Genomic DNA, 15998 nt, shown 5'->3' on the forward strand with positions numbered 1-15998 from the left:
GCGGCGGATCGTCCCGAGGGAGGTCTGCCGCCTTGTCATCAGCATATCGTCCGCTATCGTGAGACGGAAGAACAGAATGTGGGAAAACGGCCTGCGCCGATCGACGCATCATCAGGCCGTTCCCGCGCCGAGGAGGACACCCGTCATGGATCGTAGAACCCTGCTGCGCCTCGGCGCCGTCGGCGCCCTGGCCCCCATCGCCGCTCCGGCCTGGGCCCAGGAGACGGGGCGCACCTTCGACGCCGCCGACTTCGGCGCTGCGCCCAATACCGATGCTGTCCAGACCCGCGCCCTCCAGGCCGCCATCGACGCCGCCTCCGGCGCGGGCGGCGGAACCGTGGTGCTGAAGCCGGGCGTCTATCGCTCGGGCTCCCTGTTCGTGAAGTCCAACGTCACCCTGAACATCGGACGGGGCGCCACGCTGAAGGGCGTCACCGACCTGAACGCCTATCCGATGGTCCGCACCCGGGTGGCCGGGATCGAGATGGACTGGCCGGCCGGCCTGCTGAACATCTACCAGCAGACCAACGCCCGCATCACCGGCGAGGGACTGGTGGACGGCGACGGCAAGGTCTTCTGGGACAGCTACTGGGCCCTGCGCCGGGAGTATGACCCCAAGGACCTGCGCTGGGCCGCCGACTATGATTGCCGCCGGCCTCGCCTGATCCACATCTATGACGCCGACAAAGCCGAGGTCTCGGGTCTCAACCTGGCGCGGTCGGGCTTCTGGACCGTCCACGTCTGCTATTCGCGCGATGTGAAGGTCGCCGACCTGATCATCCGCAACAACATCGGCGGTCGCGGTCCCTCGACCGACGGGGTGGACATCGATTCCTCCGAGCGGGTCCTGGTCGAGCGCTGCGATCTGGCGGTCAACGACGACGCCCTATGCATCAAGGCCGGGCGCGACTGGGATGGCCTGCGCGTCGCCCGCCCGTGCCGCGAGGTGAAGATTCGCGACTGCATCGTCCGCGACGCCCTGGCCGGCATGACCTTCGGCTCGGAGACCTCCGGCGGCTTCCACGACATCGAGGTCTCGGGCCTCAGGATCGAATATCCGGTGCCGCTGGGGATTTTCTTCAAGTCGGGGCACACGCGTGGCGGGATCATCTCGGGCATACGCATCCGAGATGTCCACTTGCAGGACGTGGCCACCCTGATGCGGGTGAACCTGAACTGGTATCCGAACTATTCCTACGCCCAGATCCCGCCGGGGATCGCCAGCCCTCCCGACTACTGGACCGCACTCGCCACCCCCGTGCCGCGCGAGCAGGGCATCCCCAGCATCCGCGACGTGCGGATGGCCAATATCAAGGCCGTAGGCGGCAAGATCGGCTTCGAGGCCGCCGCCTACGCCGAGGCGCCGCTGGAGGACTTCCGCTTCGACAACCTCGACTGGGACGTGCGCGAGGCGGGAACCATCGCGAACGCCAGGGACTGGCGGTTCACGAACTGCAGGATCGACACCCTCGACGGCACGGGCCCGAAGGTGACGGCGTCGACCGGGGTCACGGGTCTGGCCTGAAGGTCGCGCCGAACCGAACCCGACGCGGCGCATTCTCCTCGCCGAGGAGATCGATCATGGCCGCACGACCCACCTGGCAGGGACATCTGAAGCTGTCGCTCGTCACCTGTCCGGTGGCGCTCTACGCGGCGACGTCGTCGTCGAACGAGATCCACTTCAATCTCATCAATCCCGAGACGAACAACCGTATCCGCATGGTCCCGACGGACCCGGACACGGGGCCGGTCGAACGGTCCGATCTGGTCAAGGGCTATGAGGTGTCAAAGGACGAATACGTCCTGTTCGACGACGCCGATTTCGACAAGGTCCGGCTGGAGAGCACCAAGACCATCTCCATCGACGCCTTCGTCGATGAAAGCGACATCGACCGGCTCTACTGGGACGACCCCTTCTTCGTCGTGCCGGACAAGGGCGCGGGGGCGGACGCCTTCGCCGTCATCCGCGACGCCATGATGAAACAGGGCAAGGTTGCGCTGGGCAAGCTGGTGCTGCGCGGTAAGGAGCGGCAGCTGGCGCTGGAGGTGCGGGGCAAGGGTCTTCTGGCCTACACCCTGCGCGCCCATGACGAGGTGCGCGACGCCGACGACTACTTCGACGACATTCCGACGGTGAAGGCCGACGCCGACATGGTCGAGATCGCCGCCCGCATCATCGCCCAGAAGGAGGCCGACTTCGATCCGACCGCCTTCAAGGACCAGTACGACGACGCCCTGCGTGAACTCATCAAGTCCAAGACCAAAGGCGGCAAGGGCATGGTCGAGGTAGCCGAGCCCGACGACACCAATGTCATCGACCTGATGGAGGCCCTGCGGAACAGTCTGAAAGGCTCCGCGACCGGTACGAAAAAACCGGCGGCCAAGAAAGCGCCCGCGAAGAAGGCTCCGGCGAAAAAGCCCGCTGCGAAAACGAAGGCGGCCTGACCTCGGAAACTCCGCTCATCCCGGCGAAAGCCGGGACCCAGTGCTTTGGGCGATGACCGTGCGAGGTTCGACGCAGACGGCAATCCAGCGCATCGCCACGCGCAAGGACTGTGTACCGGCTTTCGCCGGGATAAGCGGACTATGTAGACACGCCCATCGCCTTCAGCGCGGGCTTCAGGCTGGTCGCCGACTTGCGGAAGTCCGCCCAGGGATCGGCCTTCTTCAACAGCGCTGAATAGGTCCACAGATTGAACGCCGCGGGGTCGAGCCCGGCCTTCACCTGACCCCAGGACAGGGGGAAGGCGATGCCGCCGCCCGGCCGCGCGCGGGGCGACCAGGGCGCCACCGCTGTCGCCATCCGCCCGTTGCGCAGATAGTCGATGAAGATCTTCCCGCCTCTCGCCTTCTTGGCCAGGGTGGTGGTGAACCGGTCCGGCGCATCCGTGCGCAGACTCTCGGCGACGGCCTTGGCGAAGGCCTTGCACTGGTCCCAGGTGATCCGGCTGCGGGCGTCGGTCTTGATGGGCACGACGACGTGCAAACCCTTGCCGCCGGTGGTCTTGACGAAGGGGGTCAGGCCCAGGCCCTCCAGCTTGGCCTTCACCCCCTTCGCGGCGGCGATCACATCGGCGAAATCCAGCCCCTCGTCCGGATCGAGGTCGAAGGTGACCTGGTCCGGGATTTCGGGCTCGCCCGGCGCGCAGCCCCAGGGATGCAGCTCCAGCCCGCCCGACTGGCCGATGGCGACCAGTCCGCCGACGTCCACGGCGGCGATATAGGGGGTGCGCTGTTTCACATCGATCAGCTTCAGCCGCGGGCTGGACCCGGTCATGGCGTGGCGCTGGAAGAAGGTCTCGCCACCCACGCCGTCCGGCGCGCGGATGATCGAGGTCGGCCGGTCGCCGACGTGGGGCAGGATGCGCTCCGCCGCCGCCCCATAGTAGCGGGCCAGATCGGCCTTGGTGATCGCCGGACGGCCGTCGCAACCGGGCCATAGCACCTTGTCGGGACTGGAGATCGTCACTCCGGCGACGACGACCTTGCCGGCCTTGCCCGTCGTCGGAGATCTGACGGTGGTCGTCGCCTTCGGCGCCTTGGCGACGGGCTCGGCCATCTCGGTCGGCGCCTGGGGCGCCTGGGTCACCTCTGCGGCGGTCTTGTCCTCGCGCAGCCCCTTGAACGCCGCCTGTCGCAGCGACCCGCTCTCGGTGTAGCCGCCGTGTTCGACCTCGGCGACCAGCACCGGCCTGACCCAGTGAATGTCGCTCGTCCCCTTGGGCGCGCCCGCCCCGGTGAAGGGGCTCCGCGTGGCCGCCGCCGCCTTCAGAGCCGGCAGAAGCGTCTTCGTCACCGCCGCGCCGTACCCCGTGCCGACCCGGCCGAGATAGCGCAGGCCGTCGCCTTCGCGCACGCCGACCAAAAGGGACCGGAACCGCTTCCCGCCCTCGGAAGACCAGCCGCCGATCACCACCTCGTCCCGACCCCGACATTTGGATTTGACCCAGGTCGACGATCGCCCGGCGTGATAGGGCGCGTCGAGTTTCTTGGAAATGACCCCCTCGAGGTCCATCCGGCAGGCGCTTTCCAGCACGGCCTGTCCGGTCGAGGCGAAATGCTCGACGAAGCGCAGCCGCTTGGACGCCGCCTTTCCCACCCGGTCGATATAGGCCTGCAGCCGCGCCTTGCGGTGAGACAGCGGCAGTTTGCGCAGGTCCTCGCTGCCCTCGAACAGCAGGTCGAAGGCGAAATAGACCAGCCCGCCTGTCTTCTCCTCCGAGATCGCCGCCTGCAGGGCGGAGAAGTCCGGCATGTGGTCGTCGTCCAGCGCGCACAGCTCGCCGTCCAGCACCGCGTCTGGCCAGCCGGCGGCGTCGGCGGCCAGCTCGGGGAAGCGCTCAGTCCAGTCCAGCCCCTTTCGCGTGCGCAGGGTCGCCCGTCCGCCGCCGACGGCGATCTGGAGGCGATAGCCGTCGAACTTGATCTCGTGCGCCCAGCCCGGCGCGCCCGGAGGATGGTCGGCGATCTTGCACAGCTGGATGGGCACGAAGGCGTGTGGTCGCGTCGCCGTGGAGGTCTGGGCCTTGGTCGGTTTCGGCCGGGACGGCGCCTTGCGTCCGGTCGGCTTCGACGCGGTCCACTGTTTCGTTCCGGCGGCGATCTCCGCTAGCGACCGACCCGTGGTGATCGAGGCGTCGATCTCGGCCAGGGCGTCGCCCTCGCCGGGCACCGCGTGGTCGTCCTTCTCCTTGATGAGCAACCAGTTGTTGCGCTTGGACGGCTTGCCCCGATCCGACTTCAGCCGCACCAGAGCCCAGCCGCCCTTCAGGCGCTCCCCGTCCAGCCTCATCTTGATCGACCCCCTGGCGAAGTCTTCCGACAGGGTCTCAGGGTGTTGGGGCGCCCAGGTCCCGACGTCCCACAACTGGACCGTGCCGGCCCCGTAGTTGCCCGCCGGGATCGTCCCCTCGAACGACCCGTAGTCGAGCGGATGATCCTCCACCTCGACCGCCAGCCGTTTGATCGCCGGATCGCGCGACGGCGCCTTGGTCACCGCCCAGGACTTCAGCACCCCGTCGATCTCGATGCGGAAGTCGTAGTGAAGCCGCGTCGCCGCGTGCCGCTGGATCAGAAAGGCGAGGGGCGCCGCGGCCTTGCGCTTCTTGCGGACGCCGCGCGGCTCGGGCGTGTCGTCGAAGCGACGCTTGGCCTGATAGGTGTCGAGTTCGCCGCGCATCTCATCCCCGGATCCTGAGGAGGGTGAAACGCGCCAGCAGACGTTGCGATCAATCGCCCCCAAATCGCCCGGTACACAGAAAAAGGGCCCGGAGCGGCGAACGCTCCGGGCCTTGAGTCTGCGGTGGAAGATCAGGGAGGGAAGATCAGTATTTCCAGCGCAATCCGATGGCGACCTCGCGGCCCGTGTGCCGATAGTCCGACACGCGATCCAGCACATCGACGTAGCGGTCCACGTATTCGTCGGTCAGGTTGATGCCCTCCAGCGAGACCGTCATGTTCGGCGAGAACTCCCAGGACATCGAGGCGTCGATGTTGGTCGTGTCGTTGACGCCCTCTTCCGAGTTGCCGTTCGCCCCGGGGAAGGACAACAGGTACTGGCTGCGGTGCGCGGCCGAGACCCGCGCCTGGAACCCGCCCTTCTCGTAATAGAGGGTGGCGTTGGCGGTGTTCTTGGACTGGCCGGTCAGGCGGTTCTTGCCGGCCGTGCCGTAGCCGACCTCGGAATCCACGAAGGTGACGTTGCCGATGAAGCCGAAGTTCGACCAGAAGCCGGGCAGGAAGGTGAAGGGCTGCTGGTACTGGATCTCGACCCCCTTCAGCCAGCCGCCGTCGCCGTTGATGCGGCGGGTGACCTGGAAGATGTCGGTCGGGCTGGCCGCGCCCTGCAGCAGTTCGAGCGGCAGGCCGAGCTGGTCGTAGGGCAGGCCCTCGGTCACCGAGGTGATGAAGCTGTCGATCTCCTTGTAGAAGACGGCGACCGCCAGCAGGCCCTCGTTCTGGAAGTACCACTCGGCCGAGGCGTCGTAGTTGGTGGCGCGGAACGGGTCCAGCAGCGGGTTGCCGTAGGAGACGGTGCGCGTCGTGGGCGAGACGCCGCCGCCGGGCGTCAGATCGCCCAGGGTCGGCCGCGACATGACCTTGGCGGCGCCGAGACGCAGGACCAGGTCGTCACGCGGCTCCAGGGCCAGGTTGAACGACGGCAGGACGTCGTCGTAGTCGTTCTCCGTGGTGACGTAGTTGTAGGTGGTGACCGCCGGCGTGCCCGTGGTGACCGTCTGCCAGCCCTTGGCCGTGACCTCGGTCTGGGCGTAACGGATGCCCACGTTGCCCCGCAGGGTCATGCCCGCCACGGTGGTGTTGAAGTCGGACTGCAGGAAGACGCCCTTGTCGGTCTCATAGACCTCCCGCTCGCTGCGGTTGGCCACCAGCGGGTCGTTGTAGAAGCTCAGGCTCTCGGCCAGTTTGCGGATGTCCGGAACGATGAAGCTCAGGGTCGAGCCGGAGGGCGCATCGACATAGCCGTCGATGCTGACGACCCGGCCCCACTTGTCGACGCCGAGCGCGGCCTCCGTGCCGGTCGGCGCGGTCTTGGTGCGGGCCAGACCGAAGGTCTCGAAGTCATAGGTGCGGTATTCGCCGCCGCCCTTGAAGCTGATCGACGGGGTCCAGTCATAGGTCAGAGACCCGGCCAGGACGTTGTTCTCGAAGTTGCCGCCGCCGTTGCTGCGGGTCGCATTGGTCAAGCGGAAGGGCGCGCCCGAGGTGGTGTCGAAGCCGTAGCTGATCATCGGCTGGCGATTGTTCTCGCGCGCATCATAGGTCCATCTGGTGCTCGGCGTCGTCTCGAAGCGATAGGCGACGTTCAGCGGCGTGCGGGCCTCGGACCGGTTCAGCCCGACCTTCAGATTACCGTGCAGGCGATCGGTGAAGTCGTGACGGGCGTTGATCGACGCCTGGTAGAAGGTGCTCTCGTTGCGCGTGAAGCCATTTTCGGCGGCCACGATCACATTGTCGAACACGCCGTAGGAGAAGGCGTTGCGCGACCTGTCGATCTCGTATTCACGCACGACGACCTGGTTCACGGCCGCGCGGCTGAACGACCAGGCCTCCAGGTTCGGGCTCTCGGTCTCGGAGTTGAAGCGCGAATAGAGCAGGTCCAGCGTGACCTCGGTCCGCTCGCTGGGACGCCATTGCAGGGCGCCGGTCATGCCCAGCCGATCCTCGAAGGTCTGGCCCAGGGTGTAGCGCGGAATGCGCGGATAGAAGGCCGACAGGACCTCGTCGCGCTGGGCCGTCGTGGTGCAGGGGATGCAGCCGCCGAAGTTCTGGCCGACGCCGTAAGGGAAGATGGCCGAGGCGTTGGCGGGCCGCGTCGGGTTGGGATTGCCCGCCTGCCAGCGGGTCGTGTTGAAGCTGCCCAGAACCGGCGCGCGCTCGGAGTAGGCGACCGACAGCAGGGCGCCGAAGGTCTCGTCCTCGTTTGACCAGCTCAGCAGGCCTGCGAGGCGCGGAATCGTCTTCTCCGACAGGTCGTTATACGAGGCTTGGGCCGACAGGGCCGCCGAGATGCCGGGCGTGCGGAAGTCCAGCGGACGGCCCGTCTGCAGGTCCACCGTGGCGCCCAGCGAACCTTCCTCGATCTCGGCCGACTGGGTCTTGCGCACCCGGATGGAGTTGAACAGCTCCGACGCGAACATCGAGAAGTCGAACGAGCGGTTGCGGTTGCCGCCGGTGGCCGCCTGGGCCTCGAGGCCGTTGATGCGGGTGCGTGTGAAGTCCGAACCCAGGCCGCGCACGGAGATGGTCGTGCCCTGACCGTTGACCCGGTCGATGGTCACGCCCGGCAGGCGCTGGATGGCCTCGGCCAGGTTCTGGTCGGGGAAGTCGGCGATGTCCTCAGCCAGGATGGCGTCCACGGCCCCGGCCTCGTTGCGCTTGATGTTCAGCGCCTGTTGCAGGGACGAGCGGAAGCCGGTGACCACGATCTCCTCGACCTCGGTAGCCTCGTCGGGCTGGGCCGGGGCGGGGGCGGTCTGGGCCGAGGCGGAAACGCTCCAGGCCATCGCCGCGAGCGACACGCCCATGGCGCACAGAGTCCGGGTGGTGGTTGTCCGCATGTCTCGTCCCCTTTATCCGGAGCAGGTGCACCGGTGTCATTTTTTGGTATAGCGTCGCGCATAGTGCTCAAATGCGCCGTGCCACTTATTGCAACAGACTCTCGCATTTTGCAACAGGCTGGCTGTCTACGCCTCAAAGCGTTGATGCGACGGGCTTTTGCAGGGGACTCGCCTCGGGGGGCGGGTCAGGCCCGCGCCACCTCGACCGCATAGACGTGGTTCGGTCCGTGCATGTTGGACACGAAGACGATCCACTTCCCATCCGGGGTGAAGGTCAGGTTGGGTTCCAGCCGATAGTCGTGGTTGGACAGATCCACCAGCCGCTCCGAGCGCAGGTATTCGACGAAGATCTGGTCGTCCTTGTCGCTGGACGGGTCGCCGTCGACGATGGGCTCGGGCCGCAGCAGGACGATCCATTTCCCGTCCGGCGCATGGGCCACCATGTCGCCGTCGCCGCCGTCGCCGGCGAACATCTTCCCGTCCGGCGAACAGTTGAAATGCACCGACCAGTCGTTCTGCTCGACCCGGCGCTGGACGCGCCGACCCGTCTCCAGATCGACCGAGGCCACCCAGAAGACCTGACCGCGCGGGGTCTGCAGGTCGAAATGGACCTGTTTGCCGTCCGGGCTGAACCACTCGTGGCCGAAGATTTCGAAGTTCATCGTCCGCTGGTGCGTCTTGCGCAGGTCGGTCCCGTCCGCCTTCATGGTCCACATGCGGTCCACGCGGTGCCAGGGGCCCTCATGGCAGAAGATCAGCCGCTGCGGATCGGTCGGCGAAAACTGGGTGTGGCCGATCCATTCGTTGGTCTTGTGGATCACGCGGCGCTCGCCCGTGGCGATGTCGATGACGAAGATCTCCATCGGATAGCGGGCGGCCCAACGCTGCAGCATCCGCACCCCCTTGGCGCGGGCGAAGTTCAGCGGCTTTCCGTCGGGCCCGTTCGCCTCGTACTCGGCCTGGTCGAAGCGGCGGTTGCGCGGATCGCGCACCGTCGGCTGCAATGGCTGGGAGTCATAGGCGACGAAGCCCAGCAGCAGCGTCTCGTCGGCGTTGACCGAGTTGATGTTGCCGTTCGGGATCCGGGCGATCCGCCGCACCGCACGCGTATCGGCGTCGATGGAAAACAGGGTCTTGGACCGATCCATCAGCTGGGCGTCGCCGGTGTCGGTCACCGAATAGTAGACGTTGCGGCCCAGTCGGCCGGTGAACATCAGGTCGGCGTTTCGATCCGGCACCAGCACCGAATGCTCCCAGGTCGTCAGATCCACCAGGGTGATGCCCGCAGGCGTCGAGATGACCATCCGGTCGGCACGTCCGTCGCGCCCGGGCAGGAACATGTTCTTGTAGAAATAGGGTTTGCCGCCGCCCTCGGGCGTGACGCGGCGGATGCGATGTCCGGTCCTGGCGTCCGTCCATTCGGTCGGGACCGGCCCCTCCCAGTGCGGACGCGGGGGCGGCGCCGTCTCCTGTGTCGAGGGCGGGGCGGTGTTGGGCGCGGGCCAGGCCGGGACCTGGCCCGGCGGGGGCAGGGGGGCGTTGGTCGAGAGATACTGGCGCGCTGAGGCGTTCGAGGCGGCGGAGGCGGCGCCCACGGCGGCGGGCGCGGCCAGCAGGGCCTTCAGGGCGGAGCGGCGTGAGGTCGTCGGCTTGAACGTCATCGGGCGTTCCTCTTCGAGCTGGCGGATCAGGGGGCGGGGGTCAGGCCTTCGACCCGGACGGTCCAGCCGTCCTTCGGAAAGCCGGGCGCCGGGCCCGTCGAGCCGTCCCAGCCCGCCGCCATCAGGCCGACGGCAATCAGCAGGGATCCGTTGGACGGGAAATAGGTCTCGGCGGCGCGACGGTAGCCGGGCCCGTCGGGATTGACCGCCATGGCCACGCCGCCGGCGCCGGCCGAGACGGGCACCAGCTCGTCGGCGTGCTCGTCCAGATGCACGCGCGGCGTCATGCCGGTGACGCCCCACTGGTTGTTCTTCAGATCGGCGAACAGCCAGTCGACGGCCTTTTCCGGCTCGCCAAGGCGGGCGGCGGTCATGGCCATCATCGGGAAGTCCCAGCCCCAGGTCTGGCGCACGTCCCAGTTGGCCTCTACCGCCTCAAAGGTGCGGCGCATGGCGGCGGGGTCGATCCGCTCGCCCGGGATGAAGCCATAGGCCATCAGGAAGGAGGGGTGATCGCGGTTCTTGCACTGGGGCGCCGCCGCGTGCTTGCGACAGGCGTCCGACGCCGCCGTCTCCCAGAAGTCCGGCACGCTCTCGACCGGCAGATAGAGACCGTCCTTCATCGGCGGCGGGGCCAGGCGGTTGAGCGCCGCGTCCCACTCCGGCTTGCGGGCCTTGCCCTGACGTTCGCGCCATTGCTGGGCCGTGGTCAGGGCCCAGCGGAAATACTCCAGCTCGAAGGTCGGATTGGTGGTGGTCAGGGGGTCGTAGTTCTCCTGGGCCGGGATCATGGGCGACCCGAGGTTCAGCCGCCCGTCGCGCTCGATCGGCCAGGAGGCCAGCAGGTCCGCCGTCGCCTCGACCAGTTCGTCATAGCGACCCAGAACGGCCGGATCCTTGTCCGCCCGCCAGACCAGTTCGGCCAGCAGGATAGGGTGAGGCTGCTGCCACATGATGAAGGGGGAGACGAGGCTGGGGCTGTTGCGACCCTCCGGTCCCGTCATCTTGGGCCACCAGGCGCCCTGAACCCCATGACGCGCGGCCTCGGCCCGGGCGTTGTCCAGATTGCCCAGATACCAGGGCAGGCTGCGCTCCAGCCTGTCGGCGTGGCCCCACATGGCCTGCCAGCCCGAATGCCAGGGGTGCATTTCCAGATGGAACTTGCCGTACCAGGAGTTGGAGAACAGCCCTTCTTCCTGAGGCGGCAGTTCGCCCGCGCCGTTCACCGCCGACAGGTATTGCGACAGGACCACCCGGCGCTCCAGTTCGGCCGCGCGCGGGTCGGTGGATCCCGAGAAATCGACGGCGCCGCCCTTGGTCCAGAAGTCGTTCCAGCGGGCGGTGGTGGCCTGGGTCGTCTGCGCCGTGGTCGGCAGCCGCTCAGTCTTCAGCTCCTGCGAGAAGTCGACGGTGAACTGCAAATGGTCGGCCGGACCAGAGGCGCGCCGGCGCCGGGCGTTGGCGTCCTCGGGCAGTCGGCTCACCATGAAGGCGTCGTCTGGCTTGGCGCCGACGCGATAGGTCGTGGCGATGCGCGAGAAATAGACCGTCTCGTCGATCGTCCGCTTCAGGGTTACCACCCCCGGCGTCAGAACCGGCAGGACCGTCTCGCCCCGGTTGGTCCAGTCGGACGGGTCGGGATTGATCGCCGGATTGACGCCCGGATAGCGGACCATGGCCGTCAACCGACCTTCGGCGACCAGAAGCGAGCGCACATCGACCGCCACGGCGTCGAGATCGGGGTGGACGCTTGTCACCACTTCCACCGGCTGGCCGTCATAGGTGAAGCGGCTGGTCAGGGTTCCGGTCCAGAGATCCAGCGTCTGGGTCGGAGCGGAGACCTTGGCGAAGTCCAGCGGCTTGCCCTCGGCGTCGGCCAGGCCGATCCGGCCCAGCGAGAACCGATGCGGATTGGCCCGCAACCAGGTGTAGGCCGGGTTGGTCTCCGCGTCGGCCCAGGACTTCATCCAGGCATAGGGCTGTGGCCCGCGCCCCGGCACCTCGACGTCGATCAGCCCGTTCTGTTCGGTATAGCCCTCCGGGTTGGGGAAGCTGTGCCAGGCCCACTGAGCCATGGTCAGCAGGGGCGCCAGTTCGGAATACTGCTCGGGGAAGGTCTGCAGGCCCGTGATGTCGGCGGTGAAGCCGAGGTCGCCATTGCCCAGCATCACCGGCGCGTGCCGGTCGATGGCGGTCAGGACCACATTGTGCCGGCTGACCAGGGCGTGACGGTCGATGGGCGCGGCCCGGACAGCCTGCGAAGCGACGGGCGCCGCCGTTGTGGCGGGCAGGGGCTCGGCCTGGACCGCCGCGGCCGATCCGGCCAGCAGGGTGAAGGCGAGAAGGGCGGCTTTCAGACGCATCACGCGGCCTCCTGACGGCCGAGACCGGCCCCCTTCCAGCCGTACCAGGCGACCACTACGAAACAGGCGGCGGGCAGCAGGAAGGCGATGTTGGCGCCGTAGAGGTCGGCGATCTTGCCCATGGGCCAGGGCAGGAGGACGCCGCCGCCGATGGCCATGACCATCAGGGAAGAGGCCCTCTTGGTGCTGGCGCCGAGACCCGTGGTGCCCAGGGCGAAGATGGTCGCGAACATGGTCGACATGAAGAAGAAGACGGCGATCAGGGCGATGGGCGAGACCTTGTCTATCCCGGCCGCGACGATCAGGGTCAGGGTCACGTTGATCAGGCCATAGGTCGTCAGCAGGACGCGCGGCCTGACCCTGAGCAAAAGGGCCGTCGCGGCGAACCGTCCGACCAGATAGCCGATGGCCGCCAGCGACAGCATGAAGGCGCCCTGCTGCGAGGTCAGCCCCTGCCAGTTGTGGGTCACCAGATTGATGAAATAGGCCCCGATTCCGACCTGGGCGCCGATATAGAGGGCCTGTGTCACGACCCCGGCGACGAAGTGGGGTTGTTGCGGCAGGGGCTTGGCGGCGGCCGAGCCGGGGACGGTTTCGCCATGATCGGCCAGACCCGTTTCGGGCAGGCGGGCGCGCCAGACGGCGAGGGCGAAGACGACGACGGCCACGGCGATCAGGCCATAGACGATCTGGATCGAACGGGTCGCGCCGCCCAGCGCTTCGGTGGTGGTCGGGCTGAAGAAGACGGCGCCGCCGATCAGGGGGCCGAAGAAGACGCCGAGCGCATTGAACGACTGGGCCAGGTTCAGCCTCTGCGACGCCTTGGCCGGATCGCCCAGCACGTTCACGTAGGTGTCGGCAGAGGTCTCGAGGATGCAAAGCCCCGCCGCCAGCACGAACATCGAGCCGACGAAGGGCAGGAAGGCGTTCGCCCCCGCCGCCGGGATGAACAGCAGGGCGCCGAAGGCCGTGACGGCCAGCCCGGTGACGATGCCGAACTTGTAGCCCCGTGCATGCAGCAGCATGCCCGCCGGGATCGAGAGCAGCAGATAGGCCCCGAAATAGGCGATCTGCAGCCAGGCGCTGTCGGCCTGGCTGATGCTCAGCGTTTCCTGGAAATGCTTGTTGAGGACGTCGAGCAGGCCGTAAGCCAGCCCCCAGATCAGGAAGCAGGCGATGGCGAAGGCCAGCGGCCCGCGCAGGTTGCCGGCCGGCTTGTCCAACCCTCCGGGGGTGTGGGCGGCGTCGGTTTCGATGCTCATGGCGTCCTCGGGGTTTCCTTGGGGCCGCGCCGTCTTGATGCGGCGTCAGCGATGAAAGTCAGATGCGGTAGATCGCCTCGGCGTTGCGGGCGAACAGGCGGTCGCGCTCATCGGCCGAGAAGTCGGCCGTGATCGCGTCGAAGGCGGAGAAGAAGGCGTCGAAGGACCCATGGACCTTTTCGACCGGGAAGTCGGAGGCGAACATGGCCCGTTCGGTCCCGAAGGCGTCGATGCATTCGAACACGACGGGCCGGATCGACTCCATCGTCCAGGCGCGGTCGGTGATGCCGAGGCCCGAGATCTTGATCGAGACCTGGGGCAGGCGAGCGAGCTCGCGCAGCCCCTCGCGCCACAGGGTCATGCCGGCCTCGTCGCGGTCGGTCGGCAGGCCCGCGTGATTGACGACCAGCGGTACGTCCGGATGGCGCCGGGCGATGACCGCCGCCGTCTGCATCTGCAGCGGATAGAGCTGGAGATCGAACGACAGGCGGTGTCGCGCCAGCTTCGCCAGCCCCGCCTCCCAGGCCGGATCCAGCAAGAGGTCGCGGGCGGTGTAGGTCTTCAGCCGGTCCGGATGCCAGCAGACGATCTGGCGCACGCCCCGCACGTTCGGCCGGGCGGCCTGGGCCTCCAGCAGGGCGTCCAGATCCGGGTCCAGCAGGTCGGCCCCCGCGACGATCCCGTGCGGATAGTCATAGGCGTCGGCCATGGATTGCAGCCAGTCGGTCTCGGCCAGCTGTTGGCCGATCGGCATGCCGCATTCGACGTGGACGATCTTGTCGACCCGCCAGTCGCCCGTGTCCGCCAAATAGTCGGGCAACAGATAGTTGCGGTGGGCGATCGGAAACATGTCCCCCGCCGGATTGTTCGGCAGGGGCTCGTCCTGCAGCCAGCCATAGCGCGCGCGAGACAGGTCCCACAGGTGGACGTGGGGATCGACGATGCGAAGCTCCGACGCCACCCGCCCGCCCTCAGTAGGTCGTGCGGCCGCCCGACGTGTCGAACGTCGAGGCGGTGGTGAAGCTGCATTCCTCGGAGGCCATGAAGCAGACCATGGCGGCGCTCTCCTCGACCTCGCCGAGGCGACCCATGGGGATCTTGGAGCGCATGTAGTCGACCTGGCTGGGCGGCAGCTGTTCCAGGATCGGGCTCTCGAAGGTGGCGGGGGTCAGGCTGTTGGCGATGACGCCCTGACCGGCCAGTTCCTTGCCTAGCGACTTGGTGAAGCCGATCACCCCGGCCTTGGACGCCGAATATGCCGAGGCGTTCGGATTGCCCTCCTTGCCCGCGACCGAGGCCACATTGACGATCCGGCCATAGCCGTTGGCCAGCATGAAGGGGACGACCGCGCGGCAGCAGTAGAAGACCCCGTTCAGATTGATGTCGATGACCCGCTGCCAGCTGTCGATCGGGAACTCGTGCACCGGAACCGTGGCGCCGGTGATGCCGGCCGAGGCGATCAGGATGTCGATCTGGCCGAGAGCGGCGTTGGCTTCGGCGGCGGCGGCGGAGACGGCGTCGGCATCCGAGACGTCCAGCGCCACGAAATGCGTCGCCCCGATCTCGGCGGCGGCGGCGGCCAGGGCCTCGGCGTTGAGATCCCACAACGAGACCCGACCCCCCTCCTGAATGATGCGCTCGGCCGCGCATTTGCCCAGACCCGAAGCGCCGCCGGTGACGACGGCCGTGCGGCCGGCGAATCTGCCCGAATATACGGCGGCGCTCATCGCGACCACGCGACGAAGGTCTGACCCTGCTCGCCCAGCTTCTCGATGCCGAGGCGCACAGTGTCGCCCGCCTTCAGATACCAGGGCTCCGGCTTCTGCCCCATGCCGACGCCGGGCGGGGTTCCCGTCGTGATCAGATCGCCGGGCTCCAGGGTCATGAACTCCGACAGGTAGGAGACGATCTCGGCCACCGTGAAGATCATCGTGTCGGTGTTGCCGGTCTGGACGCGCTTGCCGTTGACGTCGAGCCACATAGCCAGCTTCTGGACGTCGCCGACCTCGTCCTTGGTGACCAGCCAGGGACCGACGGGACCGAAGGTGTCGCACCCCTTGCCCTTGTCCCAGGTCGGGCCGCGCTCGATCTGGAAGGCCCGCTCGGACACGTCGTTGATCAGGACATAGCCGGCGACGTGGTCGAGCGCCTCTTCCTTGGTGACGTAGGAGGCGGTCTTGCCGATGACGACGCCGAGTTCGACTTCCCAGTCGGTCTTCTCGGAGCCGCGCGGGATGACCACGTCGTCGTTCGGACCGTTCAGGCAGGTGATGGCCTTGGTGAAGACCACGGGTTCGGCCGGAATGGGCAGGTTCGACTCGGCCGCGTGGTCGGCGAAGTTCAGGCCGATGGCGATGAACTTCCGGCTGCCGTTGACCGGCACGCCATAGCGGGGCTCGCCCTCGATGACGGGCAGGGAACCGGTGTCAATCGCGGCAAGTTTCGCCAGCCCTTCGGCCGACAGCAGGTCGGGCGTGATGTCGGCGATCACGCCGGACAGGTCGCGAATGCGGCCCTCGGCGTCCAGCAATCCGGGCTTTTCCTGACCCTTGGGGCCGTAGCGGAGCAGTTTCATCAGTCGGTCTCGTCAGGAGGATGGGTCAGCGCGCGTAGGGGCGGTGCAGGGCGATGTCT

Annotated in this window: 10 protein-coding genes; 2 read left to right on the forward strand and 8 right to left on the reverse strand. The window is 67.4% G+C overall.

The features are described 5' to 3' along the window. Positions 1-145: 145 nt before the first annotated feature. Complete coding sequence (locus ACT6QK_RS07955; RefSeq protein ID WP_444597289.1) at positions 146-1525, forward strand: glycoside hydrolase family 28 protein; 1380 nt, start codon at positions 146-148, stop codon at positions 1523-1525. A 56-nt stretch (positions 1526-1581) separates the two neighbouring features. Continuing rightward, a complete protein-coding gene (gene ku / locus ACT6QK_RS07960) occupies positions 1582-2445 on the forward strand; it encodes a non-homologous end joining protein Ku (protein WP_444597290.1) in 864 nt (287 codons plus the stop codon). Positions 2446-2584: 139 nt separating this feature from the next. On the opposite strand, the gene ligD is transcribed toward ku, so the two are convergent. The 8 genes from ligD to ACT6QK_RS08000 all read right to left on the reverse strand — a co-directional run bounded on the left by ligD (position 2585) and on the right by ACT6QK_RS08000 (position 15939). Then, positions 2585-5179, reverse strand: coding sequence for a DNA ligase D (gene ligD / locus ACT6QK_RS07965; protein WP_444597291.1), 2595 nt, complete (start codon positions 5177-5179; stop codon positions 2585-2587). A 145-nt stretch (positions 5180-5324) separates the two neighbouring features. After that, on the reverse strand, positions 5325-8078 hold the full coding sequence (locus ACT6QK_RS07970) for a TonB-dependent receptor (protein WP_444597292.1): 2754 nt from the start codon (positions 8076-8078) through the stop codon (positions 5325-5327). Positions 8079-8263: 185 nt separating this feature from the next. Then, positions 8264-9739 carry an oligogalacturonate lyase family protein gene (locus tag ACT6QK_RS07975; RefSeq protein WP_444597293.1) on the reverse strand — a complete coding sequence of 492 codons (1476 nt, stop codon included), beginning with the start codon at positions 9737-9739 and terminating at the stop codon, positions 8264-8266. Between the two features lie 26 nt (positions 9740-9765). After that, entirely contained in the window at positions 9766-12102 is a 2337-nt protein-coding gene (locus ACT6QK_RS07980) for a hypothetical protein (protein ID WP_444597294.1), read from the reverse strand. Then, on the reverse strand, positions 12102-13364 hold the full coding sequence (locus ACT6QK_RS07985) for an MFS transporter (protein WP_444597295.1): 1263 nt from the start codon (positions 13362-13364) through the stop codon (positions 12102-12104). The genes ACT6QK_RS07980 and ACT6QK_RS07985 overlap by 1 nt, the downstream gene beginning before the upstream one ends. A 58-nt stretch (positions 13365-13422) precedes the next feature. Then, positions 13423-14325 (reverse strand): amidohydrolase family protein, encoded by a 903-nt coding sequence (locus ACT6QK_RS07990; RefSeq protein ID WP_444597296.1) that lies wholly within the window; start codon positions 14323-14325, stop codon positions 13423-13425. A gap of 10 nt (positions 14326-14335) precedes the next feature. Further along, entirely contained in the window at positions 14336-15091 is a 756-nt protein-coding gene (locus ACT6QK_RS07995; protein WP_444597297.1) for an SDR family NAD(P)-dependent oxidoreductase, read from the reverse strand. Next, positions 15088-15939, reverse strand: a complete 852-nt coding sequence (locus tag ACT6QK_RS08000; RefSeq protein ID WP_444597298.1) for a fumarylacetoacetate hydrolase family protein — start codon at positions 15937-15939, stop codon at positions 15088-15090. The genes ACT6QK_RS07995 and ACT6QK_RS08000 overlap by 4 nt, the downstream gene beginning before the upstream one ends. Positions 15940-15998 lie beyond the last annotated feature (59 nt).

This window comes from Brevundimonas sp. (genome assembly GCF_052436175.1).
GTDB lineage: Bacteria > Pseudomonadota > Alphaproteobacteria > Caulobacterales > Caulobacteraceae > Brevundimonas.